At 71.9% G+C, this 25754-nt stretch carries 23 protein-coding genes, 1 pseudogene and 1 riboswitch; of the genes and pseudogenes, 20 read left to right on the top strand and 4 right to left on the bottom strand.

Annotated features, from left to right (window positions below; all coding sequences use genetic code 11):
- Nucleotides 1-6 precede the first annotated feature (6 nt).
- Complete coding sequence (locus IE198_RS08850; protein ID WP_189885082.1) at nt 7-720, bottom strand: DUF5995 family protein; 714 nt, start codon at nt 718-720, stop codon at nt 7-9.
- 239 nt (nt 721-959) lie between these two features.
- Between IE198_RS08850 and IE198_RS08845 the strand changes: the two are divergent.
- From IE198_RS08845 to IE198_RS08790, 12 genes and pseudogenes are all read left to right on the top strand, one after another.
- Nucleotides 960-1670, top strand: a pseudogene (locus tag IE198_RS08845) (ROK family protein); the annotation flags it as partial.
- Nucleotides 1671-1905: 235 nt separating this feature from the next.
- The gene (locus tag IE198_RS08840; protein ID WP_189884512.1) at nt 1906-4029 is read left to right on the top strand and encodes a SpoIIE family protein phosphatase; all 2124 of its coding nucleotides are present in this window, start codon (nt 1906-1908) and stop codon (nt 4027-4029) included.
- A gap of 510 nt (nt 4030-4539) precedes the next feature.
- Nucleotides 4540-4670: riboswitch (FMN riboswitch) on the top strand.
- A 153-nt stretch (nt 4671-4823) separates the two neighbouring features.
- On the top strand, nt 4824-5912 hold the full coding sequence (gene ribD, locus IE198_RS08835; RefSeq protein WP_189884510.1) for a bifunctional diaminohydroxyphosphoribosylaminopyrimidine deaminase/5-amino-6-(5-phosphoribosylamino)uracil reductase RibD: 1089 nt from the start codon (nt 4824-4826) through the stop codon (nt 5910-5912).
- A 1-nt stretch (nt 5913) separates the two neighbouring features.
- Entirely contained in the window at nt 5914-6522 is a 609-nt protein-coding gene (locus tag IE198_RS08830; RefSeq protein ID WP_189884508.1) for a riboflavin synthase, read from the top strand.
- A gap of 5 nt (nt 6523-6527) precedes the next feature.
- Nucleotides 6528-7172, top strand: a complete 645-nt coding sequence (locus IE198_RS08825; protein ID WP_189885080.1) for a nicotinamide mononucleotide transporter family protein — start codon at nt 6528-6530, stop codon at nt 7170-7172.
- Nucleotides 7169-8452: a bifunctional 3,4-dihydroxy-2-butanone-4-phosphate synthase/GTP cyclohydrolase II gene (locus tag IE198_RS08820; RefSeq protein WP_189884506.1), complete on the top strand. Its 1284-nt coding sequence runs from the start codon at nt 7169-7171 to the stop codon at nt 8450-8452. Before IE198_RS08825 ends, IE198_RS08820 begins: the two co-directional genes overlap by 4 nt.
- Nucleotides 8453-8491: 39 nt before the next feature.
- Nucleotides 8492-8977 carry a 6,7-dimethyl-8-ribityllumazine synthase gene (gene ribH / locus IE198_RS08815; protein ID WP_189884504.1) on the top strand — a complete coding sequence of 162 codons (486 nt, stop codon included), beginning with the start codon at nt 8492-8494 and terminating at the stop codon, nt 8975-8977.
- A 33-nt stretch (nt 8978-9010) separates the two neighbouring features.
- Complete coding sequence (locus tag IE198_RS08810; protein WP_100106168.1) at nt 9011-9283, top strand: phosphoribosyl-ATP diphosphatase; 273 nt, start codon at nt 9011-9013, stop codon at nt 9281-9283.
- 53 nt (nt 9284-9336) lie between these two features.
- Nucleotides 9337-10185, top strand: a complete 849-nt coding sequence (hisG, locus tag IE198_RS08805; protein ID WP_100106167.1) for an ATP phosphoribosyltransferase — start codon at nt 9337-9339, stop codon at nt 10183-10185.
- A 98-nt stretch (nt 10186-10283) separates the two neighbouring features.
- Nucleotides 10284-10772 (top strand): PH domain-containing protein, encoded by a 489-nt coding sequence (locus tag IE198_RS08800; protein WP_189884502.1) that lies wholly within the window; start codon nt 10284-10286, stop codon nt 10770-10772.
- Nucleotides 10773-10961: 189 nt separating this feature from the next.
- Nucleotides 10962-12314, top strand: coding sequence for a hemolysin family protein (locus IE198_RS08795; protein WP_189884500.1), 1353 nt, complete (start codon nt 10962-10964; stop codon nt 12312-12314).
- Nucleotides 12311-13432, top strand: coding sequence for a hemolysin family protein (locus tag IE198_RS08790; protein ID WP_189884499.1), 1122 nt, complete (start codon nt 12311-12313; stop codon nt 13430-13432). The genes IE198_RS08795 and IE198_RS08790 overlap by 4 nt, the downstream gene beginning before the upstream one ends.
- 14 nt (nt 13433-13446) lie before the next feature.
- Here the strand turns inward: IE198_RS08790 and IE198_RS08785 are convergent, their stop codons facing one another.
- Together IE198_RS08785 and IE198_RS08780 are read right to left on the bottom strand one after the other, a co-directional pair.
- Entirely contained in the window at nt 13447-15336 is a 1890-nt protein-coding gene (locus IE198_RS08785) for an AAA family ATPase (protein ID WP_189884496.1), read from the bottom strand.
- Nucleotides 15337-15728: 392 nt separating this feature from the next.
- Nucleotides 15729-16361 carry a uridine kinase family protein gene (locus tag IE198_RS08780; protein WP_189884494.1) on the bottom strand — a complete coding sequence of 211 codons (633 nt, stop codon included), beginning with the start codon at nt 16359-16361 and terminating at the stop codon, nt 15729-15731.
- A 187-nt stretch (nt 16362-16548) separates the two neighbouring features.
- Here IE198_RS08780 and IE198_RS08775 point away from each other — a divergent pair, with 187 nt between their 5' ends.
- The 4 genes from IE198_RS08775 to IE198_RS08760 all read left to right on the top strand — a co-directional run bounded on the left by IE198_RS08775 (nt 16549) and on the right by IE198_RS08760 (nt 20355).
- Nucleotides 16549-17922 (top strand): C39 family peptidase, encoded by a 1374-nt coding sequence (locus IE198_RS08775; protein WP_189884492.1) that lies wholly within the window; start codon nt 16549-16551, stop codon nt 17920-17922.
- Between the two features lie 115 nt (nt 17923-18037).
- Nucleotides 18038-18187: an SCO1431 family membrane protein gene (locus IE198_RS08770; RefSeq protein ID WP_107489991.1), complete on the top strand. Its 150-nt coding sequence runs from the start codon at nt 18038-18040 to the stop codon at nt 18185-18187.
- Between the two features lie 136 nt (nt 18188-18323).
- On the top strand, nt 18324-18989 hold the full coding sequence (locus IE198_RS08765) for a TetR/AcrR family transcriptional regulator (RefSeq protein ID WP_189884490.1): 666 nt from the start codon (nt 18324-18326) through the stop codon (nt 18987-18989).
- Nucleotides 18990-19182: 193 nt separating this feature from the next.
- A complete protein-coding gene (locus IE198_RS08760) occupies nt 19183-20355 on the top strand; it encodes an acyl-CoA dehydrogenase family protein (RefSeq protein ID WP_189884488.1) in 1173 nt (390 codons plus the stop codon).
- A 402-nt stretch (nt 20356-20757) separates the two neighbouring features.
- On the opposite strand, the gene IE198_RS08755 is transcribed toward IE198_RS08760, so the two are convergent.
- Nucleotides 20758-21177 (bottom strand): hypothetical protein, encoded by a 420-nt coding sequence (locus tag IE198_RS08755; RefSeq protein ID WP_189884486.1) that lies wholly within the window; start codon nt 21175-21177, stop codon nt 20758-20760.
- Between the two features lie 204 nt (nt 21178-21381).
- On the opposite strand from IE198_RS08755, the gene IE198_RS08750 reads away from it, so the two are divergent.
- The 4 genes from IE198_RS08750 (at nt 21382) to fxsA (ending at nt 25417) form a co-directional block, all read left to right on the top strand.
- On the top strand, nt 21382-21822 hold the full coding sequence (locus IE198_RS08750; RefSeq protein ID WP_189884484.1) for an Lrp/AsnC family transcriptional regulator: 441 nt from the start codon (nt 21382-21384) through the stop codon (nt 21820-21822).
- A gap of 10 nt (nt 21823-21832) precedes the next feature.
- Nucleotides 21833-23476, top strand: a complete 1644-nt coding sequence (locus tag IE198_RS08745) for an amidohydrolase (protein ID WP_189884482.1) — start codon at nt 21833-21835, stop codon at nt 23474-23476.
- Nucleotides 23477-23997: 521 nt separating this feature from the next.
- A complete protein-coding gene (locus IE198_RS08740; protein WP_189884480.1) occupies nt 23998-24792 on the top strand; it encodes a polyprenol monophosphomannose synthase in 795 nt (264 codons plus the stop codon).
- A gap of 46 nt (nt 24793-24838) precedes the next feature.
- Nucleotides 24839-25417: an FxsA family membrane protein gene (gene fxsA / locus IE198_RS08735; RefSeq protein WP_189884478.1), complete on the top strand. Its 579-nt coding sequence runs from the start codon at nt 24839-24841 to the stop codon at nt 25415-25417.
- The last annotated feature ends 337 nt before the right edge of the window (nt 25418-25754 follow it).

Genomic DNA, 25754 nt, shown 5'->3' with positions numbered 1-25754 from the left:
CGGGGTTTACCGGCAGGGCGTGAGCAGACAGCGCCCGACCAGGCCGACGCCCGCGTCGAGACGCTCGGTGAACTCCTGTGCCAAGCCGGGCAGATCCCGCAGGCCCCACAGCAGCCGCGCCGCCGACCAGGCACCTTCGCGGGCTCGCTCGAGGCTCCAGGAGCCCACCAGATGGGTCAGCGGGTCGGCGATCTCGAGCAGGTCGGGGCCGGGCATCAGATCCTCGCGGATGCGTTCCTCCAGCAGCACCAGGATGTCGCCGACGCGTTCGAACCCGCCCTCCAGGTCGGCCGGTTCGCAGCCGAGCGCACGGCAGGTGTCCACGAGCGCGAGCGCGAGGTCGTGCCCGATGTGGGCGTTGATCCCGGCGAGCGCGAATTGCAGGGGCCGTACGCCGGGATGGCGGCGGTGCTGGAACAGCGGACGCCAGCAGGCGGGTGGGCGTCCGCCTGCTGCCGCGGTGTCCACGGCCGTCAGATAGCGGTCGGCGAAGAGCACGCCGAGCGTCGTGGCGGCCGGCCGGTCGGGGAAGTGACCGCCGTCGAGGTGCCGGGCGAACTCCTCCGTGACCGCGAGGTAGATCCGGTTGAACACCGCGAGCCCGTCCGCCTCCGGCAGCGCATGGCGCAGGGCGTGCATCCGCCCCACCACGGAGTCGACCGGAGAGCCGACGGTGGACGAGCCGAGGGTCGACGCGCCGACTGCGGTCGGCTTGTCCATGGACGGGCCGACCGTGTACGGGCCGGGCACCGCACGTACCGCGAAGTGTTCCGTCTGCGCCATGGGGGCAGGGTCCCAGCCCCTGGGCCGCCGACGCGGTGACGGGCCGCGGCTTCCCCGAAAAGAGGGACGTTTCCGCAGCGCGTTTCCGGCCGGTCCCCGGGGCCTCGGCGTCCGCGTCCACGTCGTACGAGGAGGTGCCGGAGTCCAGCAGCGGCTCCTCCTCCTTCATCCGCTCCGGCGGTGAAGGAGGCACTGGGCCCGCCGTCGAGCGGGCCGCGAACCTCGTGGAGCGCACGGCCCGAGACGCCGGAGCCGCCCGCCTGCACAGCGTCTGCATCGGCGCGCCCGCCTCATCGATCCGGCCGGCGGCGAACTGCGCGCGACCACTGGGCTGCCCGCCTGGCACCGCAGGCTGGTCGCCGCGCTGTGTCGGCGCCGGCATCGTCCTCGACGGCCGGCTGCGGCGCGGCGCCTCCGGTGGCGCCGGCGAGATCGGCTTCCTGCCCGTACCGGGCACGGCCGCAGTGCCCTCCGCCGTCGACTGCGAGGGCGGCTTCCACTCGCTCGCGGGGTCCGCGGCGATCTGCGCGCTCGGCGAACGGTACGGACTGCGGGGCCCGGCGGCCGGGGGCCACGCGCCGCCCGCCGCGGCGGTCGTCGCGGCCGCGCTGGCCGCGGACGAACGCGCCTTCCTGGACGACCTCGCCGGCCGCCTCGCCCTCGGCGCGGCGGCGGTCGCCTCCGTCCTGGACCCCGGGTGCGTCGTGCTCGGCGGCGAAGTCGGGCATGCCGGCGGCGACGCGCCGGCGTCGCGGGTGGAGGCGAGACTCGCCGAACTCTCCCCGCTGCGGACGGAGGTGAGGGCCGGGGAGCTGGGAGGTGCTGCGGTCCTGAGCGGGGCGCTGCTGACGGCGCGCGAGTGGGCCCAGCGGGAGATCTTCCCGTGAGGGCGTGTCGCGCCGGCCGCTTCGTCCGCCCGGCGGGTGCGGCCGCGGCGTCCGGCGCGGGCGGCCACAGGACTCAGGGTCACGGGCCGGCGCCGCCTGCGCCGGGCGGGTGCCGTCCGGTGGGCGTAACGTCCCTGTAGGGGCGGCCCGGGGGAGCGGGCCCGGGGCGATTCCGATCGCCCCGGCAGAGCGGCCCCGGAAGGGTTTCCAGAACCTCTGACGCCGGAGGTGTTGCGTGACGAGGCCGGGTGACCCCGCCGACACGGACGCCGTGGGCACCGCGGTGGTGGAGACGGTGCGCCGGACCGGCGCGGCAGTCGGCGCCCTGTACCTGCTGGCGCCCGACGAGCAGGTGCTGTGCCTGGACGTGCTGTGCGGTGTTCCGGCCGGGATCGCCGCCCCGTGGAGCAGGGTCCCGCTCACCGCCCCGGCCCCGATTGCCGAATCGGTCCGCCAGGAGCGACTGGTGTGGGTGGCCAGCCACGAGGAACTGGCCCGTGCCTACCCGCGCACCGCGATGGCACTGCCCTACCCGCTCGCGCTCGCCGCCGCCCCCGTCACCGGTGACCGGCGCTGGGGAGCGCTGCTGCTGATGTGGCCGGCCACCCACCCGGCCCACATGACGCGGCGGGAGCAGGGCCATGTCGCCATGAGTTGCCGCCGCCTGGCCCGGCTGCTGGACCTGGCCGCCGCGGAGTCCGGCCCGCCACGCGCGTGTGCGGACCGGCCGCGCGTGCTTGCGCTGGAGACGGCGCAGCGGGACACCCGGCCGCCGTTGGCCGCAGCGGACTTCGCGGAGCGCCTGCCCGGCGGCTCCTGCGCCCTCGACCTGGAGGGACGCTTCAGCTTCCTCACGTCCGGCGGCGCCGAGCTGCTGGGCCGCAGCCCCGGCCGGCTGCTGGGCACGTTTCCCTGGCAGTCGCTGCCCTGGCTCGACGATCCTGTGTACGAGGACCGCTACCGCGCCGCTGTGATCAGCCGCCGGCCCGTCTCCTTCACGGCCTGCAGGCCGCCAAACCGGTGGATGGAGTTCCACCTCTACCCGGACGCGAGCGGCATCAGTGTGCGCATCGTGCCCGCCGGGGTGCAGCCGCCGCCCGCGCCGGCACCCCGTAGGCCGACGGCACCGGCCGCCCCGGCCCGGGCCGGGCAGCTCCATCAGCTGATGCACCTCGCCGCCGCGCTGACCGAAGCGGTCGGTGTGCAGGACGTCGTCGACCTGATAGCCGACCAGATCATGCCCGCCTTCGGTGCCCAGAGCCTGGTCCTGTCCGTCGCCGAGGCCGGCCGGCTGAAGATCATGGGCCACCGTGGTTACCCCGCCGTGGTCATCGAGCAGCTCGACGGCCTGCCGCTCGACACCACGTTCACCCCGGCCGGACAGGCCCTCGCCACCGGCATCCCCTCGTTCTTCGCCGAGCCGAGCGAGATGTCACGGATCTACCCCGAGGCCCCGCCCGTCAGCGGAAAGCAGGCCTGGGCCTTCCTGCCGTTGATCATTTCCGGCCGCCCCGTCGGCTGCTGTGTGCTGACCTACGGCCGCCCCCATGCGTTCTCCGCGGAGGAACGCGCCGTCATGACCTCACTCGCGGGGCTCATCGCGCAGGCTCTGGACCGGGCCCGCCTGTACGACGCCAAACAACAGCTCGCCCACGGTCTGCAACAGGCCCTGCTGCCGCACAGCATGCCCCGAATCGACGGGCTGGACGTCGCAGCACGCTATGTGCCCGCCACGCATGGCATGGACATCGGCGGGGACTTCTACGACCTGATCCCGCTCGGTGACACGGCCGCCGCGGCCGTCATCGGCGACGTCCAGGGCCACAATGTGGAGGCCGCCGCCCTCATGGGCCAGGTCCGTACAGCCGTCCACGCACACGCCAGCCTCGGTCCGCACCCGGACCAGGTGCTGTCCCGGACCAACCGGCTCCTCACCGACCTCGACCCCGGGCTGTTCACCAGCTGCCTCTACGCCCACATCGACCTGGGGCGTGCTCGCGTACGACTGGCCAACGCCGGCCACCCGCCGCCGCTGCTGCGCCACCCGGGTCGCCGCACGCGGCCGCTTCCGGTTCCTGCCGGGCCGCTGCTGGGCATCGTGCCGGGCGCGACCTATCCCGTCACCGACATCCCTCTCAGGGACGGCCTGACGCTCGCGTTCTACACCGACGGCCTCGTCGAGGAGCCCGGAGTCGACCTGGACGTGTCCATCGACCGTCTCGCACGGCACCTCGAGCAGTCCGACGACGAGGATCTCGACCTGCTCGCCGACTCCCTGGTGCGCCACGCGCCCACCGGCCGACCGCGCACCGACGACATCGCCCTTCTCCTTCTGCAAAGCCGTGCCACCCGCGGATGACGGCGCAGGACAGGGGGCGGGCGACCCTGCCGGAGTGGCGGTCCGCCGGGAGGACGGGGGCAGGGGCGACGGGAGGACCGGGCCCGGCGACGGCAAGGGCCGTTGAACCGCCGCCGGGCTGTCACGGGACGGGGGGTCAGCAGGCGCCGAGGCCCTGCCGGACACCCCACTCACCGGTCGTACCCGGGCCCTCGCCCTTCGTCCACCACTTGGACTTCCATTGGCGCGATTTGTGGCACACGGTTTCACCGGCCAGACGTGAAAAGGGGTGTTCGCCGGCGCGCAACTGGCTGATGGAAAAAGGAGGTCGGCCCGGTCTGCGCGCACCGGCGGGCCTGGTCCGCGCACGTGTCGCAGACACTAGGAGGACCGGACCAGTGCGTCAATAGGTCTGGACCACGCTGATCGAGCATGGCGCCGACCGCCTCACGGGCGCGCGTGTGAGCCAGTCCACAGCCGTCACCCGCATGGCGCAGTACAGCGCGTGGCAGACTGTCCCTGTATCAGCAGCAGCGCACTCCGGGGTCGGTGCAATTCCGAACCGGCGGTTACAGTCCGCGACCCGTCCGCAGCCAGCGGCCGGTTGACCAGGTGAAATTCCTGGACCGACGGTTAAAGTCCGGATGGGAGGCAGTGCGCGGCGGGTGTCACCGTCAGGTGCGTCGGCCGTCTGTCGATCGCCGTTCACGATCCGGCGACCGGCGACTCGGCCTCGGCGTTCTCCTGGTGTCGTTCCCGCTCTCTGTCGCATCGACAGGCCCCGGAGTCCGTGCCCGAAGAGGCAGGAGGACCCGGTGGCCACCGCAGCCGACATGGACGCCATGCGCCGAGCCGTCGTGCTCGCCGCCCGCGGACTCGGCTCCACCAGCCCCAACCCGGTCGTCGGGTGCGTCATCACCGACGCCTCGGGACACGTGGTCGGCGAGGGCTTCCACCAGCGGGCCGGCGGACCGCACGCCGAGATCCACGCCCTGCGCGCGGCCGGAGTCCTCGCCCGCGGCGGCACCGCGTACGTCACCCTCGAGCCCTGCAACCACACCGGCCGAACCGGCCCCTGTGCCCAGGCCCTGAGCGAGGCCGGGATCGCCCGCGTCGTGTATGCGGTCGCCGACCCGAACCCGCAGGCCACCGGAGGCGCCGACACCTTGCGTGCCGCCGGCGTCGAAGTCGCGCACGGACTGCTGGAGGAGGAGGCCGAGGCGGGCAACATCGCCTGGCTCACCTCCGTACGCCTCGGGCGCCCGTACGTGACCTGGAAGTACGCCGCCACCCTCGACGGCCGCATCGCCGCAGCCGACGGCACCAGCCGCTGGATCAGCTCGCCGGAGTCCCGCGCCGACGTCCACCGGCTGCGCGCGGAGTCCGACGCGGTCGTGGTCGGCTCCGGCACCATGCGCGCCGACGACCCGCACCTGGCCGTACGCGGCCTCGAGGGCGCGACCCAGCCACTGCGGGTCGTGATCGACACGAACGCCGCCGCGGTGCGCCCGGGCGCGAGGGTCCTGGACGACGCGGCGCCCACCGTGGTCGTCGTCGCCGACGACGTCCCGGTCGAGGAGTTCCTGCCGGGGGAGACCTGGACCCTGCGGCGCGCGACCGGCGGCGGCATCGACATCCCACACCTGCTGAGCACCCTCCACCAGGCCGGCATCCGCTCCGTACTCCTCGAAGGCGGCCCGACCCTCGCCGGCTCCTTCGTCGCCGCCCAAGCCGTCGACCGCGTCATCGGCTACCTCGCCCCCGTACTCCTCGGCGCCGGCCCCGCCGCCCTCGCCGACGCCGGAATCACCACCATCACCGAAGCGTTGCGGCTCGACGTCACAGAGACCGAGCGCATCGGCACCGACCTGCGCATCACCGCGACCGTCCCCAAGGGAGCCTGAAGTGTTCACCGGAATCGTCGAAGAACTGGGCGAGGTCACCGCCGTCGAGAACCTCGGCGACGCGTCCCGCTTCCGCCTGCGCGGCCCGATCGTCACCGAGGACGCGAAGCACGGCGACTCCATCGCCGTCAACGGCGTCTGCCTGACCGTCGTCGAGACCGGTGACGGCGAGTTCACCGCCGACGTCATGGCGGAGACACTGAAGCGCTCCGGCCTCGGCGCCCTCGAAAAGGGCTCCCGCGTCAACCTTGAGCGGCCCACCGCGGTCGGCGCACGCCTCGGCGGCCACATCGTCCAGGGCCATGTCGACGGCACGGGCACCGTCGTCGAGCGCACGCCCTCGGAGAACTGGGAGATCGTGAAGATCTCGCTGCCCGCCCATCTCGCCCGCTACGTCGTCGAGAAGGGCTCGATCACGGTCGACGGCGTCAGCCTCACGGTGGTCGACGCGGGCAAGGACCACTTCACGATCAGCCTCATCCCCACCACGCTGGCCCTGACCACGCTCGGCATCAAGCAGCCCGGCGACCCGGTCAACCTCGAAGTGGACGTCATCGCCAAGTACGTCGAGCGGCTGCTCGGCGCGCAGGCAGAGGAGAGCGCCAAGTGAGCGCCCTGGATTGGCTGAACGGCGAGGCCTTCACGGCCTTCGGGCAGCACATCAAGTGGTCCGACATGATCGGCAACGTCATCGGTCTGCTCGCCCTCGCCTTCGGCTGGCGGCGCTCGATATGGACGTGGCCCGCCCAGTTCCTCTCCGGCGTCATCCTGTTCGCCGCCTTCGCCACGTCCCATCTGACCGGCAGTGCCGGCAAGCAGGTCGTGGTGATGGCCGTGGCGGCCTGGGGCTACTGGCAGTGGACCCGCGGCCGGCAGCAGGCGCAGGACGGCTCCGTCGCGGTCAGGTTCGCGACCTGGCGCGAGCGCGGCTACCTGGCCGGCGGCGCCGTCGCCGGCACCCTCGCCGTCGGCGGGCTCTTCACCCTCTACCCGTCGCTGTCGTGGGACCCGTGGCCCGACGCCTACATCTTCGTCGGAACCCTCGTCGCGATGGTCGCCCAGGCCCGCGGCTTGGTCGAGTTCTGGTTCGCCTGGCTGCTCGTCGACCTCGTCGGCGTGCCGCTCAACTTCGCCAACGGCTTCGCCTTCTCCGGCTTCGTCTACGTCATCTACGGCGCGCTCGTCCTGTGGGGCATGCGCGACTGGTGGCTGCGCTCCCGCCGGAGCGGCCGGCCCTCTCTGGAAGGAGCTCCGGCATGACCGCGCAGCCCGCCTGGTACCCGGACGACGAGAACATCGCCCTCGACCCCGTCGAGCAGGCCATCCGTGACATCGCGGCCGGCCGCCCCGTCGTCGTCGTCGACGACGAGGACCGCGAGAACGAGGGTGACCTCGTCATCGCCGCGGAGAAGGCCACCCCGGAGGTGGTCGCCTTCATGATGAGCGAATGCCGCGGCCTGATCTGCGCCCCCATGGAGAGCGACGAGCTGGAGCGGCTTGAACTGCCCCAGATGGTCCAGCGCAACACCGAGTCGATGCAGACCGCCTTCACCGTCTCCGTGGACGCCGGCCCCGCCTACGGGGTGACCACCGGCATCTCCGCTTCCGACCGGGCCACCACCCTGCGGCTGCTGGCCGGGGGCAAGACCGGCCCCGCCGACTTCGTGCGCCCCGGCCATATCTTCCCGTTGCGCGCCAAGCCCGGCGGTGTCCTCACGAGGCCCGGCCACACCGAGGCGGCCGTCGACCTCGCCCGCCTCGCGGGCCTGCGCCCCGCCGGCGCGATCGTCGAGATCGCCGGCGAGGACGGCGTGATGCTGCGGCTGCCCGAGCTGATCCCGTTCGCCCGCAAGCACGGCCTGACGATCATCTCCATCGAGGATCTGATCGCGTACCGCCGCAGTGCGGAACCGACCGTCAGGCGCGAGGCGGAGGTCCATCTGCCCACGGCCGCCGGTGAGTTCACCGCGTACGGCTACCGCTCGACCGTCGACGGCGTCGAGCACGTCGCCCTCGTCCACGGCGACATCGGCGACGGCGAGGACGTCCTGGTGCGTGTCCACTCCGAATGCCTCACCGGCGACATCTTCCACTCGCTGCGCTGCGACTGCGGCCCCCAGCTCCAGGCGTCCATGGAGCGCATCACCGAGGCCGGCCGGGGAGTCGTCGTCTATCTGCGCGGGCACGAGGGCCGCGGCATCGGACTGCTGTCCAAGCTGCGCGCGTACGAACTGCAGGAACGCGGCCGGGACACCCTCGACGCCAACCTCGAACTCGGACTGCCCGCCGACGCGCGGGACTACGCCGCCGGCGCGCAGATCCTCGACGACCTCGGCGTGCACAGCGTGCGTCTGATGACCAACAACCCGGAAAAGTCCACCGCCCTCGTCAGGTACGGCATCTCCGTCCTCGGACGCGAACCGATGGCCGTCCAGGCCGGCGAGCACAATCTGACCTATCTGCGCACCAAGCGCGACCGGATGGGCCACGACCTGCCCTGGCTCGACGCGGTCCCCGCATCGACCTGCGGCAACCAGTAGTACTGCGCAAAGAGCACTGAAGAACGGCTAGGGAGAAACATGAGCGGCAAGGGTGCGCCCGAACTGTCCGTCCGCAACTGCGGCGACCTGCGGGTGGCGGTGATCGCGGCCCAGTGGCACGAGAAGGTGATGGACGGCCTCGTCGACGGCGCCCTGCGCGCACTGCACGAGCTCGGCATCGACGAGCCGACGCTGCTGCGCGTCCCCGGCAGCTTCGAGCTGCCCGTCGTCGCCAAGGTGCTCGCCGGTCGCGGCTATGACGCGATCGTCGCCCTCGGCGTCGTCATCCGCGGCGGCACTCCGCACTTCGAGTACGTGTGCCAGGGCGTCACCCAGGGGCTCACCCAGGTGTCCATCGACACCGGCGTCCCCATCGGCTTCGGCGTCCTGACCTGTGACACCGAGGAGCAGGCACTCGACCGGGCAGGGCTCGAGGGGTCGAACGAGGACAAGGGCCATGAGGCGGTCACGGCCGCCGTCGCCACGGCGACCATCCTGCGTTCAGTATCCGAACCCTGGCGCTGAGCAGCGGCCGCTTCCGCGTAGTCTGGGACCACCATGCCGAATAAGACGTTCGAGGAGCTCTTCGCCGAGCTCCAGCAGAAGGCCGCCGAGGGCGACCCCGCCACCTCCCGCACCGCCGAGCTGGTCGGCAAGGGCGTCCATGCCATCGGCAAGAAGGTCGTCGAGGAGGCCGCCGAGGTGTGGATGGCCGCCGAGTACGAGGGCAAGGAAGCCGCCGCCGAGGAGATCTCGCAGCTGCTTTACCACGTCCAGGTGATGATGGTCGCCCGCGGGATCTCACTCGACGACGTCTACGCCCACCTCTGAGCCCATCCCGTTTCTGCACACAAACAGCCATACGAACAAAGGAAGCCCGTCTCATGCTGCGCATCGCCGTCCCCAACAAGGGTTCACTGTCCGGACCTGCGTCGGCGATGCTCCATGAGGCGGGGTACCAGCAGCGCAAGGAGTCCAAGGAGCTCGTCCTCGTCGACCCCGAGAACGAGGTCGAGTTCTTCTACCTGCGTCCGCGCGACATCGCGATCTACGTCAGCTCCGGCAAGCTCGACATCGGCATCACGGGCCGCGACCTGCTGCTGGACTCCGGGGCGAACGCCGAGGAGATCCTCAAGCTCGGCTTCGCCCGTTCCACCTTCCGCTACGCCACCAAGCCCGGCACCGCCACCGGCGTGGCGGACTTCGGAGGCATGACGGTCGCGACCTCCTACGAGGGCATCGTTGCCAAGCACCTCGCCGACAGCGGCATCGACGCCTCCGTGGTCCACCTCGACGGCGCCGTCGAGACCGCGATCGAGCTGGGTGTCGCCCAGGTCATCGCCGACGTCGTCGAGACCGGCACCAGCCTGCGCAACGCGGGCCTGGAGGTCATCGGCGAGCCGATCATGACCTCGGAGGCCGTCGTCATCCGGCGCACCGGCGCCGATCCGGAGCACGCCCAGGTGCAGCAGTTCCTGCGCCGCCTCCAGGGCGTCCTCGTCGCCCGCAGCTACGTGATGATGGACTACGACTGCCGGGTGGAGAACCTGGAGCAGGCCGTCGCCCTCACCCCCGGCCTGGAGTCCCCGACGATCTCCCCGCTGCACCACGAGGGGTGGGTCGCCGTCCGCTCCATGGTCGCCGCCAAGGAGGCCCAGCGGATCATGGACGACCTGTACGCCCTCGGCGCGCGGGCCATCCTCACCACGGCCATCCACGCCTGCCGCCTCTGAGGGACCCGGGTGGGGCCGTCGTTCGGATCATGCCGGGTGCACGGCACGACCCCGCTCCCGCAACCGGCCTGATCGAACGAAAGGCCCGAAGCCACACCATGCCCGCATCTGCTCCGGCGGACCGGCCGCCCGCGCTCCCCGTCACGTTCAGGCCGACCCGTACCCGGTTGGTCCTGCTGACCGTGGGGGTGGCCATGTTCACGGTCGTCACCGTCATCGCCCTGCTGCTGGACCGGCTCAGCCCGCCCGAGAAGATCAGCTTCGTCTTCACGGCGCTGCTCTTCTTCGGCGTGCCGGCTCTGCTGAGCCGGCCCAAGGTGGTCGCCGACGACGACGGTGTCACCGTCGTCAACCTCACCCGGACGCGCCGACTTGCGTGGGCGGAGATCCTGCGGGTGAATCTGCGTGCCGGCGACCCCTGGGTCTTCCTCGACCTCAGCGACGGCACCAGCCTGCCGGTACTCGGCATCCAGCCGGGCATCGCCAAAGCCAGGGCCATCGAGGACGCCCGCGCCCTGCGGGTTCTCGTCGAGACACTCGGCACCCGGCCGGAGGAACCCGGCGGCACCCGCCCGGCCGAACACTGAGCGGCAGCGCCCCTGCCCGCACCGGGCCGGCTTGATTACTCTGGTGGGCGGCGGCGCCGAGGGCGCCCCGCCCCGCGATCGCAACGGCCGTCGGCCGGTGGGGCCCCTGCGACCCGAGGAGTGACTCCCTCCGGCAATGGACGGATCGTCCGGTAGTACCTGCGCCGCCCCCTCCCAGGAGGCGGCGGCATGATCATCCCCCTTCTGCTGCTCGCCGCAGCGTTCCTTCTCATCCTCGCCAACGGCTTCTTCGTGGCCGCCGAGTTCGGGCTCGTCACGGTGGAACGCCCCGACGCCGAGCGCGCCGCGGCCGAGGGCGACCGCCGCGCCCGCCGCGTCGTCACCGCGCTGCGTGAGCTGTCCTTCCAGCTCTCCGGCACCCAGCTCGGCATCACCATCACCTCACTGGTCGTCGGCATGCTCGCGCAACCGGCGCTCGCCGAACTGCTCGGCGGACCGCTGAGAGCGACCGGACTGCCGCAGGGCGCCGTGCCGGGCCTGGCGGTGGTCGTCGGCATGCTGCTGGCCTCCGCCGTCCAGATGGTGATCGGCGAACTGGTCCCCAAGAACTGGGCGGTGTCCAGGCCCCTGCAGGTGGCCAGGTTCGTGGCCGGCCCGCAGACCGCCTTCTCGGCCGTCCTCCGCCCGGTCATCACCCTGCTCAACGCCGCCGCCAACCGGCTCGTACGGCTGGCGGGCGTGGAGCCCGCCGAGGAACTGGCCTCCGCCCGTACCCCCGGCGAACTGATGTCGCTGGCCCGCCACTCGGCCCGGGCCGGCACGCTGGAACAGGACACCGCCGACCTGTTCGTACGCACCCTGTCCCTCGGCCACCTCACGGCCCAGCACGTGATGACCCCACGGGTGAGGGTGAGCACCCTCCAGTCGGACGCCACCGCTGCGGACGTCCTCAACCTGACCCGCGCCACGGGACTTTCCCGCTTCCCCGTCTACCGGGAGCGCATCGACGAGATCGTCGGCGTGGTGCACCTCAAGGACGCCCTCGCGGTGCGTGCGGAGGAACGCAGGCGGGTCGGCGTGGAACGGATCGCGGTCGCCCCGCTGCTGGTGCCCGAAACTCTCCCGGTCCGGCAGTTGCTGGAACAGCTGCGCAGCGAGCAGCCCATGGCCGTCGTCGTCGACGAGTACGGCGGCACGGCCGGCGTCGTCACGCTCGAGGACATCGTCGAAGAACTCGTCGGCGAGGTCCGCGACGAGCACGACGCCGAGACCGAGGCCCGCCCCGAACTGGCCCCGGTCGCCGCTGAGGACGGACGGCCTGCGTGGGAGGCCGACGGCAGCTGCCGTGTTCTGACGCTGCGCCGGATAGGCATCGACGTGCCGGACGGCCCCTACGAGACCGTCGCCGGCCTCGTCGCGGACCTGCTCGGACGCATTCCCGCCCCCGGTGACCGTGCGGAACTGCCCGGCTGGCGACTGTCCGTGCGCCAGGTCGACCGCTACCGCGCCGAACGGGTCCGCCTGGTGCGCACCGCCGGGGCGGCCGTGCCGGACGGCGCGATGACGGGGGCCGCCCGATGAGCGCCCTCCAACTGCTGTTCGCCCTGCTGCTGGTGGTCGCGAACGGCTTCTTCGTCGGCGCCGAGTTCGCCCTCGTCTCCGTACGCCGCAGCCAGATCGAGCCGCTCGCCGCGGCGGGTTCCGCGCGGGCCCGTCAGGTGCTGCACGGTCTGGAGAACCTGCCGCAGATGATGGCCGCCGCCCAGTTCGGCATCACGGTCTGCTCACTCACCCTCGGCGCGGTCGCGGAGCCGACCGTCGCCCATCTGCTGGAGCCGGTCTTCCACGCGGCCCATGTGCCCGAAGGGCTCGTCCACCCCCTCGGCTATGTGATCGCCCTGGCGGTCGTGGTCTTCCTGCACCTCGTCGTCGGCGAGATGCTGCCGAAGAACCTGGCCATGGCGGCGCCCGAGCGGACGGCGCTGTGGCTCAGCCCGGGGCTGGTCGGCTTCGCCCGGCTCTGCCGCCCCGTCACCACCGGGCTCGGCGCCTGCTCACGACTGGTGCTGCGGGCCTTCCGGGTCGAGCCGAAGGACGAGGTCGAGGCCGTTTTCACCAGCGTGCAGCTGGGCCGGCTGGTCGAGGACGCGGGCCACGCGGGGCTGCTGGAGCCGGAAGAGCAGGAGCGGCTCGAGGACGCTCTCGAACTCGGCAGCCGTCCGGTCACCGACGTCCTGATCCGCCGCTTCGACCTGGTCACCGTCGCGCCGTCGGTCACACCGCGGCAGCTGGAGGAGCTGACCGTCCGTACCGGTTTCTCACGCTTCCCCGTCTGCGCGGAAGGCGAGGGCCCGTTCATGGGATACCTGCATGTCAAGGACGTGCTCGACCTGGAGGACGGGGAGCGGGCCGTGCCCCAGCACGTCTGGCGGCCGATGGCAACGCTGCGCGCGGAGCTGCCGCTGGACGACGCGCTCACCGTGATGCGCCGTGCGGCCACCCACCTTGCGCAGGTCGCGGACGCGTCCGGCCGGGTGCTGGGACTGGTCGCGCTGGAGGATGTCCTCGAGATGCTCGTCGGTGAGGTGCGCGACCCGGCCCACCGTGTGGCGGCGCGTACCGCCCCCGCTCCGTCGGCCCCCTCGGGACCCGAGGGTGACGGTGCGCAGGACAGCGCCGGGGAGCTCGTGAGCGGCTGAGGGTGCCGTAGGAATCAGACCAGGGGAGGGTCCTGCCGGCCCGCCGGACCGCGGCCCGACAGGACCTCTCCGTAGGCCTGCATCAGGTCCGGCAGCCGCAGCGTCGACAGATCCTCGCGGGTCGGCGGGCCCGGACAGCTCGACAGCCGCAGATCGCGATAGGCGCAGCTCTTCTCGTACAGGGTGCGCAGGAAGCGGCCGTTGCCCAGCTCGTCGATCCAGCCCTGGTCGACGACATGGCCGCTGATCGAGCGCAGCTCGTCGAGCGCCTCCTCGTCCCACACGTCGCCGTTGTCGGCGGCCAGCACACCACCGATCGCGGTGAGCTCCAGGGGCCGGTAGGAGGGGAAGTCGACGCGGGTGGTGAAACGGGACGACAGGCCCGGGTTCGCCGCGAGCAGCCGGTCCATGCCCTCCGGATAGCCGGCCAGGATGACCACCAGATGGTCGCGGTTGTCCTCGGCACGCTTGAGCAGCACCTGCAGGGCCTCGTCGCCGTACGCGTCCCCCTTGGTGTAGCCCGAGTTGGACAGGCTGTACGCCTCGTCCACGAAAAGCACACCGCCGAGCGCCGAGTCGATCAGTTCATTGGCCTTCACCGCCGTCTGGCCGAGGAACTCGCCGACTAAATCGGCCCGTTGGGCCTCCACCAGATGATCACCGCCGAGCAGCCCGAGGGCGTAGAACACCCGCCCGAGAATGCGGGCGACGGTCGTCTTGCCCGTGCCCGACGGACCGGAGAAGACCAAATGGCGCTTCGGCGGCTGTACGGGCAGCCCCTGCCCGGCACGCAGCCGCGCCATCTCCAGCTGTGCCGACAAGGCCTTCACCTGCCGTTTCACCGGCTCGAGCCCCACCATCCGCTCCAGCTCGGCCAGCGCCTGGGCGAGCAGCACAGGATCGGTGGGTCCTGCGGGGAACTGCGGGGGAGCGGACTTCGCCGAGACGGTTGCCTTGCGGCGCGGCATCTCCTCCGGCACCACAGGTACGGACCCCGGCAGCTGCCCGCCGGGGTCCGTACCGAAACGGGGCTCCGGGCCCTGTGGCTCCTCACCCTCCGCCTGACCGTCCGCCACGTCACCGCCGTACCCGGCGAGGGACACGGCGGCCAGGCCGACCGAGTCGTCGTAGACGTCGATCCCGTCGTACTCCGCGATGGCCGCCAGACGCGCGGAGGTGTCCATGAACGCCGGATCGATGCGGTGCACCGCGCGGTACAGGGGCAGCGCCGCCGCGCTGCGGCCGGTGCCCTCGTGCGCCCGGGCCAGCCAGTACCGCAGCTCCTTGCGCTGCGGCTGCTCGCTGCGGCAGCGCATCAGGGCGGCGGACAGCAGCGGCTCCGCCTGCCCGTACATCTCCAGGCGCACCCGGGCCATGCCGCCGAAGAGCCCGGCCTCGATGCCCAGCAGCGGATCGTCGACCAGCGGCTCCGTATGGCGCACCAGCTGTTCCCAGTCCTTGACCAGATAGGCACGGCAGGCGTGCAGGAAGCGGACCTGGGGGTCGGTGTCGACCGGCGGCAGCGCGGCGAGCGCCCGGTCCAGTTCGGGCACATGACGGCCGTCGAGCCAGTGGGAGGCGTGCGCGAGCAGCAGGTCGCGTGGGCTCTCCAGTACCGGCTGCACCCACCAGCCCAGCCAGTACCAGGAGTTGAGCGTGCGGCGGTGCCGGGTCCGCTGCTCTCCGAAGCGGTCGCGGCTGCGGTACATGTGCAGCAGGGCGGTCGCGGTGTCGACGCGCAGGGCGTGCAGGCCCAGCCAGGCGTCAGCCATGCCCGGGTCGAGCCGGACGGCCGTGCGGAACTCCTCCTCCGCCTGCGGGTACGCGCCCATGGTGCAGGCGTCCACACCACGCACCCAGGCGACGTCCGCCGGCGTCCGGGCGCCCTGCGTGCCGATGTCCATAGGGTCCCCCCACTCCCCCCACAAACCGTGCACCAGTGTTGTCGCGCCGGGTGGACACCCGCGGGTCGTAGCCAGGAACGGCCGGGCCACGGGCGGGAATTGACGACCACCGGGTGCATCGTACCCGCGCACGGGGTGGCGATTAAGAGCGCCGTGGCGGCCCTCGGAAGGGCCGGAAAGGGTGACCCAGGGTGAGCGGCGGGGGCTTCGGGGGCGGCGGCGGAAGCGGGGAAGGGCAGAACGAAGCCCCCGATCACGGGGGAACAACCGGGGGCTTCGCGTCTGCGGCGGCTTCGAAAAGCCGCACATTGAGAACGTAAGACCTGTCCGCCCCGTCGGTCAAGCAGTGTTGAGCCAGTCTTGAGCCACTCTTCAGCCCGAATTCCGGCTGCTCAGTATGCCGGGGGAAAGCCATCACTGTGCGTGAATGATCGGTGTGCGCACGCAGTCTCGCCAGGCGCCGGGAGCCACTCGTATCCCTCGGAACACTCCCGTATCAGCGCGTCGGCGAACGGCCGCGAAGGATCGGACGAAAAATGGCGAGTCTCCGCCGCCGTCCAGCCGTCCCAGAACCCGGAGAGCGCTGCGCCGTCCCGAGCCCGGCCCCGCGCCCAGGACTCCTCGGCGCCCCTGTCCATCCACAGCAGCGCAGCCAGATACGGCCGCAGCGCACGCCGTCCCGCCCCGACACCCTCGACCACGACGACGGCCGCCGCGGGCAGCGGACGAGGAGCGAGGAAACGCCGCAGATTCCAGTCGTACGGGGTGTACGCCGCGTCCCGCCCCTGCGTCAGCGGCTCGATCACCTGGCGCAGCATCCGCCCGGTCCAGTCGAACGACTCCGCATGGCTGGCGAGGTCGTCGAGGTGCAACACGGGCACGTCCTCGCCGAGCGCGAGGGCGAGCCGGCCGGCGAAGGTGCTCTTGCCCGAGCCCGCGTGACCGTCCACGGCCACCAGGCGCGCCGGGCCACAGGAGGGGGGCAGCGCGCGCAGCCGGGCTGCCCGCCGGTCGAGGTCGTCCATGAGGCCACCCTAAGAGGCGACCGGACGGCGCCGCAGGGGCCCTGGGGCAGGGCAGGGACACGACGCCGCAGGTCACGCCAGTGGACCAGACCAATATTGGCGCCGCGGCACGCGGCGAATCTCTGGCAGAACCGCGGCGGGACCCGCGATAGTGGCCCCACTGCCGCGCACCTGACTTGGGGGTCCCATGGCCAGACCGACTTCGCGCAGAAACGTTCTGGGCGCCGCGATCGCGGCAGCCGCCACCGCGGGAACACTGTCCGCCTCCACCGGACCGGCGGCTGCCGCCGCCACGACCGCCGTCCCCCGAGCGCCTCTCCGGCAACCGAGGACGCTCGTGGACAACCGTTTCTGGTCCACCTACACGGACTGGCGGTGCGGCGGCCGCGCCGGCACGAAGGCCGTCGCCGGCCACCGCCCCGGCGTGGTGATCGCCGAGCCCGCCGGCACCACCGACCACACCGACCCGCACACCGGCACGACCGCGCGCTGGGAATACGCCACCTGGACCTCGCCCGAGCACCGCTCGAGCGTTCCCGCCACCGAGGTCATCGCGTCATGGAACGCCGACACCCCTGCCGGTACCTGGCTGCAGGTGGAGCTGGGCGGCCGCTACTCGGACGGCAGCGCGACCCCGTGGTTCGTGATGGGGCGCTGGGCCGCCGGTGACATGGACATCCGGCGTACGTCGGTCGACGGCCAGGGTGACGGCAGGGCGAGCATCTGGACCGACACCTTCTCCGTCGACGACGCCGCGAGCGGACTGCGTCTCGACGCGTACCGGCTGCGGCTCACCCTCTACCGGCGGCCCGGCAGCGGTCTCACGCCCACCGTATGGCGACTGGGTGCCATGGCCTCCGACGTCCCGGACCGCTTCGGGGTCCCCGCGTCGGAGCCGGGTCTCGCCCGCGAGCTGATCGTGCCGCGCTACTCCCAGAACACGCACGTGGGCCGGTATCCGGAGTACGACAACGGCGGCGAGGCGTGGTGCAGCCCCACGTCCTCGCAGATGATCATCGAATACTGGGGGCGCAAGCCCTCCGCCGACGATCTGGCCTGGGTGAATCCCGACTTCGACGACCCGCAGGTCTGTCATGCCGCCCGCCACACCTACGACCACCAGTACGAGGGCTGCGGCAACTGGCCCTTCAACGCGGCCTACGCCGCCACCTACCGCGACATGAACGCGGTCGTCACCCGGCTCTCCTCGCTGACCGACCTGGAGACGCTGATCGCCGCGGGCATCCCGGCCATCACGTCCCAGTCGTTCCTCAAGGAGGAGCTGACAGGAGCCGGCTACGGCACCGCGGGCCATCTGATGACGGTGATCGGCTTCACCGCCGACGGCGACGTGATCGCGAACGACCCGGCCTCGACGAGCAACGAGGCCGTCCGCCGCGTCTACCGCCGGGCGGAGTGGGAGAAGATCTGGCTCCGCACCAAGCGCTACAACGCGACCGGCAAAGTGGTGTCCGGCACAGGAGGCGTCTGCTACCTGTACTGGCCGACCCACCCCACGCCGGACCAGAGCCGGGCGCTGGCGGCCGTCGGCGTCCACTGACGCACGCCACGGCTCCCGGGGCAGTGACCAATGTCTCTACCCCGGGAGCCGGTATCGCTGGCACTGTGGTGGGGCAATGGGGGAGCCACCTGCCGGACGACCGAGCGAGACGCACATGACTTCGACCGCAGCCACCGCCGACCGCACCCTGCCGACGACCCGCACCGGCGGTCCGGACGACGAGTCCAACCCCCTCGAGCACATCCTCGGCTGGACCCTCGTCGTCGTCCTCGCCATGCTCATCACCCAGGTCGGCCTGCTCTAGGCCTGCGCGCGGCAGGCCGGCCCGTCCCCCGACAGCCAGGACCGCCCGTCGGCCACGGCACCTTCGGCATGATCCAGCTCTGACATACTGCGAAGCTCCGACACGATCCTCCGGCACTTCGAGACCAAGGATCATCTTGAGCAGCAGCCACCAGCGCGGCGCGACCGATCGCGCCCGGACGCGGCGGTCCGAACTCATCGCTCTCGGCCGCGAGTTGTTCGCCGACACCTCGTACGACGCCCTGTCCGTCGACGACATCGCCCACCAGGCCGGCATCGCCAAAGGGCTGATCTACTACTACTTCAAGAGCAAACGCGGCTACTACCTGGCAGTCATCGAGGACTCGGTGGCCGAGCTCTTCGACCGGGCTGCCGGTGAGCGGGAACTGCCGCGCGCGGAGCGTGTGCACCGCACCATCGACGGCTGTCTGTGCTACGCACAGCACCACCAGGCGGCCTTCCGCACGATCGTGACGGGCGGCGTCGGCTTCGACACCCAGGTGCAGTCGATCAGGGACGCCGTGCGCGAAGAACTGATCGCGACGATCGCGGAAGGCGCCTACGGACGGCGTGAGATCCCGCTGCTGGCCAGGCTGGCCCTGCTGGGCTGGCTGAGCAGCGCCGAGCAGATCATCCTCGACTGGCTGGCCGGGCAGCGGCCCGACCGTGAGGCGGTGTGCGCCCTGCTGGTGCGGCTGCTGCAGGCCACCCTCCGTACCATCGCGGAGTTCGAGCCCGCTTGTCCCGAGCCGCCGGCCCCCGACCCGGCTGCCGTGCCGGTCCCTGTCACCGCCCCCGTATGACGATCAGGTACCAGGCCTCCGGCGTGCCCGTGACGGGCGGAGCCGAATCGGGCATACTCAACGCGCCACAAGCCGCTGTCCTGCCGCTTTCGTGATCCGGAAGGGCAACATCGGCCTGGCAGTACAACCGGCGGCGCACCCACACCCATCGCGTGCGACCGCCGCAGCGCCCGACAGGGAGGAGAGCGCCGCAATGCCCGACCGCGCCCCGCAGCCGGTGGACCGTCAGCTGCCCACCGAGGAGGCCAGGGATCTGATCACCCTGGTCCGCGACATCGTCCAGCGGGAGATCGCCCCCCGCGCGGCCGAGGAGGAGGAGGCCGGGCACTTCCCGCGTGAGGTCTTCTCGCTCCTGTCCGACTCAGGACTGCTCGGCCTCCCGTACGACTCCGAATTCGGCGGCGGTGACCAGCCCTACGAGGTCTACCTCCAGGTCCTCGAAGAGCTCGCGGCGGCCCGCCTCACCGTCGGCCTCGGTGTGAGCGTCCACTCCCTCGCCTGCCATGCGCTCGCCGGTTACGGCACCAAGGAGCAGCAGGGCGAGCACCTGCCCGCGATGCTCGGCGGCGGGCTGCTCGGCGCCTACTGTCTCTCGGAGCCCGCTTCCGGCTCCGATGCCGCCTCGCTGCGCACCAAGGCGGTGCGGGACGGCGACGACTGGGTGATCACCGGGACGAAGGCGTGGATCACCCACGGCGGTGTGGCCGACTTCTACACGGTCCTGGCCCGTACGGGTCTCGAGGGGCCGCGCGGCATCACCGCGTTCCTGGTCCCGGGCGACGCCCACGGGCTGAACGCCGCCGTGCCCGAGAAGAAGATGGGCATGAAGGGCTCACCCACCGCCCAGCTCCACTTGGACGGCGTCCGCATCCCGGACTCCCGCCGTCTCGGTGAGGAGGGCCAGGGATTCGCCATCGCGCTGTCCGCCCTCGACTCCGGGCGTCTCGGCATCGCCGCCTGCGCGGTCGGCGTCGCCCAGGCCGCCTTGGACGAGGCGGTCGAATACGCCACCGGACGCAAGCAGTTCGGCCGTCCCATCGCCGACTTCCAGGGTCTGCGCTTCATGCTCGCGGACATGGCCACCCGAATCGAGGCGGGGCGGGCGCTGTACCTCTCCGCGGCCCGGCTGCGGGACGCGGGCCGGCCGTTCTCCCAGCAGGCCGCCATGGCCAAACTGTTCTGCACCGACGCGGCGATGAGCGTGACCACCGACGCGGTCCAGGTCCTCGGCGGCTACGGCTACACACAGGACTTCCCGGTCGAGCGCTTCATGCGTGAGGCCAAGGTGCTGCAGATCGTCGAGGGCACCAACCAGATCCAGCGGATGGTCATCGCCCGCCACCTCGCCGGGCCTGAGACGCGCTGACCCGCGCGTTCGGCACAGAGGCGCCGCGAGTCTGATCCATTCGGAGTCGCGGCGCCCCGGCAGCGTTCTGCCCCGGCTGGCCCACAGTTGGAGGAGCTCACGGTAGATGGGCGGGTCGGTCGGGTGCGGAACCGATTCTTCATACGCGGCACGGACGGGCACGACGAGGCGCCGACGGCCGTGCGCGGTCGTGGAGTGCGGGCTCATACCGGGCCAACGCGCCACGCGCGCGGACGGTTACCGTCGGGGCTATTCGAGCGCCAGTGCAGGGACTACCCGTGGTCTTGCCGGGCCGGTCCGTGCGGCGGCCGCAGCCCCCGCCGCAGGCGCTCGCGCTCGCCCGGGGCGCTCACTGCCAGGGGCCCGTGGCACTCGGCCTTCCGGGCCCGGCAGGCTCCGTCCTCAGGCGGCGCGCCGCAGCGGCGTCGTCCTCAGCGGCCGCGATCCAGGGCCGCCGACGTGGGAGAACGGCTGGGTACGCCAGTTCAGTCCCTGTGGCAGCGTCAGCAGCAGCGCGGTGTCCTGCTCCTGGAGCTCCAGCGACTCGTCCGCGGGACGGGACGAGGAGGCGTCCCGGCCGGTCCCGGAGCACACCGTCAGCCCGAACGGGTTCCACGGGGTGGGGCACAGTGCGTGCTCGGGCAGGACGTCCTCGTCCGCCAGTAGCGCGATGGGCTGCGCGCAGTCCGGGCAGATCACCCGGTACATCTCGAAGGTGTCGTACTCGTCCAGGACGTCCGTGTCCGCCGGCTCGGCCGGATCAACAGGCTCCGGTTCGGTACGTCCGCCGCTCCTGGACGCCACAGTCTTGATGCTCTGCATGGAGAATCTCCCCCTCGGATGGGTCGATCAGGCACTCGCGGCCTCGACCACAGCAAGCAATGCCCACCGCGCGGGGCAGGTAACCGTAAGGTCACGGCGCATCGGGCGGCAAGTCTGTGGTGTTCGTCACATGACCGCCGTGGGCGTCCTTCCTGGCCCTCCTGGACTGTGCCGGAGGCGACCTGTGGCAATAGGTTGATCCGCATGGAGGAGCTGGATCGTCAGATCGTGGATTTGCTCGTCAAGGACGGGCGGATGAGCTACACCGACCTGGGCAGGGCCACCGGCCTGTCCACCTCGGCGGTGCATCAGCGCGTCCGCCGCCTGGAACAGCGAGGTGTCATCCGCGGCTACGCCGCCGTCGTCGACCCCGAGGCCGTCGGGCTGCCGCTCACCGCGTTCATCTCGGTGAAGCCGTTCGACCCCAGCGCCCCGGACGACATCGCGGACCGGCTCGGCGGCGTTCCCGAGATCGAGGCGTGCCACAGCGTCGCGGGCGACGAGAACTACATCCTCAAGGTACGTGTCGCCACCCCCCTCGAGCTGGAGCACCTCCTCACCCGCATCCGCTCCCTGGCCGGCGTCTCCACCCGCACGACGGTCGTCCTCTCCACCCCGTACGAGGCCCGCCCGCCACGTATCTAGTCTTGGTCCCATGACCGAGAGCACCGCCCCCCAGAGCGATCACCGCACCGTGCTGCTGCGCGGTGGAGAAGTACACAGCCCCGCCGACCCCTTCGCCACCGCGATGGTCGTGGAAAAGGGACACATCGCCTGGGTGGGGTCGGAAGGCGCCGCAGATGCCTTCGCCACCGGCGTCGACGAGGTCGTCGACCTCGAAGGCGCCCTGGTCACGCCCGCGTTCACCGACGCGCACATCCACACCACGTCCACCGGACTCGCCCTCACCGGCCTCGATCTCTCCGGTGCGCGCTCCCTCGCCGACGCCCTGCGCTTCGTACGGGAGCACAGCGCGGCCCACCCCGGCGGCCAGATGCTCCTCGGGCACGGCTGGGACGCGACGCGCTGGCCCGAGCAGCGGCCGCCGAGCCGTGCGGAGCTCGACGAAGCAACCGGCGGGCGGCCCCTGTACCTGCCGCGCGTCGACGTCCACTCCGCGGTCGTCACCACCGCCCTGCTCGACCTCGTCCCCGGCGTCACGGACCTCGCGGGCTTCCACCCCGACGCCCCACTGACCGCCGCCGCCCACCACGCCGTCCGAGCCGCCGCCCACGCGGCCGTCACCCCCGCGCAGCGCCGCGAGGCGCAGAGCGCGGCGCTCGCCCGTGCCGCGTCCCTCGGCATCGGCAGCGTCCATGAATGCGCGGGACCCGAGATCTCCGACGAGGACGACTTCACCTCCCTCCTCGCGCTCGCCCGCACGGAGCCGGGCCCCCGGGTCGTCGGCTACTGGGCCGAGCAGGTCACCGACGAGAAGGGCGCCGAGCGGATCCGGGAACTCGGCGCCGCCGGAGCGGCCGGAGACCTGTTCGTCGACGGCTCCCTCGGCTCGCACACCGCGTGCCTCCACGACCCGTACGCCGACGCTCCTGCCACCACGGGCAGCGCCCACCTCGACGCGGCGGCGGTCGCGGCACATGTGGCCGCCTGCACCGAGGCCGGACTGCAGGCGGGGTTCCACGCCATCGGCGACGCCGCCCTGGGCGCTGTGATCGACGGTGTCCGCACGGCCGCCGACCGGCTCGGAATCGCCCGCGTCCGCGCCGCGAGGCACCGGATCGAGCACGCCGAGATGCTCACCCCCGAAACCATCGCCGCCTTCGCGGAGTTCGGGCTCACCGCCTCCGTCCAGCCGGCCTTCGACGCGGCGTGGGGAGGCGACGACGGCATGTACGCCCAGCGGCTGGGTGCCGAGCGGGCCCGCACCCTCAACCCGTACGCCGCGCTGCTGCGCGCCGGAGTGCCGCTCGCCTTCGGCTCCGACAGTCCGGTGACACCGCTCGACCCCTGGGGGACGGTGCGTGCGGCCGCCTTCCACCGGACCCCCGAGCACCGGATCTCCGTCCGCGCCGCCTTCACCGCGCACACCCGCGGCGGCTGGCGTGCCGTCGGCCGCGACGATGCGGGAGTCCTCGTCCCCGGCGCTCCGGCCGACTACGCGGTCTGGCGCACCGGCGAGCTGGTGGTCCAGGCTCCCGACGACCGGGTCGCCCGCTGGTCCACCGACCCGCGCTCCGGAACCCCCGGCCTGCCCGACCTCGGCCCCGGCGCCGAACTGCCCGTCTGTCTGCGGACAGTGGTCTCGGGGCGAACCGTCTTCGCGGGCCCGAACGGGTGACGTAGGGACATTTCGCACCCGTGGCGGATTCTCCCAGCGTTCCGCCACGACCTGCGGATCTTCCCGCCTGACCTGGTAGTTCCGTTAATTGTCGCTGATCAGGCGACTGTTGACAGCGAGCGCCCACCGGCGGGTAGGTTCGGCCCAGTCCACCGAAGAACGTCCGACCGGCAACCTCCACGCAAGTCGTCGAACGCCGCTGGGTCATGGGGTGGTGTGCCGCACCGGTGCACCACCGCTGGGAGCCAGGTTCAGCGCCCGCGCCTCGGGGGCAGAGGGTAGGTGTCAGCCGGTCGGCAGGTGCGACCCGGGTGGGGCCCGGCGTTCAGTAGACAACGGCTCTCGGTGGACCCGCAGCCAGCGGGCCCCAGGTCGGCCCGAAGGACGCCGGGCCCGATCCGCTGCGTCCGGGCCGGTCCGTTCCGCCCTCTCCGTCCGCTCCTTGAAGATCAGTGTCGCTGCGAGCGCGTGAGGCGGGCTCGCTATGGTTGGGCTCTGCGTACGGACTTTAAGGGGCAGCAGTGAACGACGGTGGTGCGGTTCCCCATGGCGGAGCCCGGGGGAGGCGGTACGGCCCGCTCGGCAGGACCCTGGTGATCATCCCGACCTACAACGAGGCCGAGAACATCCGGGCCGTCGTCTCCCGGGTGCGTGCCGCGGTGCCCGACGCGGACGTGCTCGTCGCCGATGACAACAGCCCCGACGGCACGGGCAAGTTCGCCGATGAGGTCGCCGCCCAGGACGAGCATGTGCACGTACTGCACCGCAAGGGCAAGGAAGGGCTCGGCGCGGCCTACCTCGCCGGCTTCCGCTGGGGGATCGAACACGACTACGGCGTCCTGGTCGAGATGGACGCCGACGGCTCGCACCAGCCCGAGGAACTGCCCAGACTGCTGACCGCCCTGAAGGGCGCCGACCTCGTGCTGGGATCCCGTTGGGTGCCCGGAGGGCGCGTCGTCAACTGGCCGAAGCACCGCGAGTTCCTCTCCCGCGGCGGCAGCACCTACTCACGGCTGCTGCTCGGTGTGCCCCTGCGGGACGTCACCGGAGGCTTCCGCGCCTTCCGCGCCGAGACCCTCGAGGGCCTCGGCCTCGGCGACGTCGCCTCCCAGGGGTACTGCTTCCAGGTCGACCTCGCGAGGCGGGCCGTGGCCGCGGGCTTCCATGTGGTCGAGGTCCCGATCACCTTCGTCGAACGCGAGCACGGCGACTCCAAAATGAGCAGGGACATCGTCGTGGAGGCGCTCTGGCGCGTCACCGCATGGGGCGTGGAGGAGCGGGCGCGCCGGCTCCTCGGCCGCAAACGATCTTTCTGACGACCCCCTTACACCGCTTCGACGGGCGCCCAGGCACACTGGGGGCATGACGACCGGCGCACCGCCCCCGACCGCCCGCAGGCGCTCGCGCGCCCGCACCTTCCTCCCGCTCGCCGTCGCCGCGTGGCTGATCCTCGAGGTCTGGCTGCTCACCGTCATCGCCGACGCGGCGAGCGGCTTCGCCGTCCTCGCCCTGCTGGTCGGCGCGGGGGTGCTCGGGGCCGTGGTGGTCAAACGGGCGGGGCGGCGGGCCTTCGCGAACCTCACACGAACGCTGCAGCAGCAGACGGGGCAGGGCGACCCGGCCACCTCCATGCCCTCCGGCCGCGCCGAGGGCAACGGCCTGCTGATGCTCGGCGGCCTGCTGCTGATGCTGCCGGGCGTCGCCTCCGACGCGGCGGGCCTACTGCTTCTGCTCCCACCGGTCCGAACCCGCCTCGGCCGTCTTGCCGAACGCTCGCTGGAGCGAAGGATGAACGCAGCGATGCCCGACGGCCTGGGCAACGCCTTCCAGCAGGCCCGCATCCACCGTCCGGACGGCAAGGTCGTCCAGGGCGAGGTCATCCGCGACGGCGCTGCCCCGCGCCGCGACGACGACGCCCCACGGCCTCCGCTCACACCCTGACCGCCCGGACCGGGCGGTGCCGGCCACAGCGGTGACCGGCGGGTGCCCCGTTCTGAGCCGGACGGCGCCGCTGTCGCCCGTTCCGGTCGGTTCCGGCACCCCTCCCGGACCGGGTGGGGTGTGGGGCGCGCCTGCGACGGCCGCTGTCCCAAGCCCGCCCCCTGGCCCGTAACCGGGGCTCCGCCCCCGGGCCCCGTCTTCGGGCCCGGCCCCGGGGTCTCGTTCACGGGGCTTCGCCCGGGCCTTGTTCGCGGGCTTTGCCCCGTATCCCCGCGCCTTCAAAAAAATCTTCCTGCGGGCTGGCGGGCGCGGGAGGTCTCCCACGGTCGGATCGCTC

It is taken from the genome of Streptomyces xantholiticus, assembly GCF_014651015.1.
GTDB classification, from domain to species: Bacteria; Actinomycetota; Actinomycetes; order Streptomycetales; family Streptomycetaceae; genus Streptomyces; species Streptomyces xantholiticus.
This window is presented reverse-complemented; position numbering and strand designations above follow the sequence as displayed.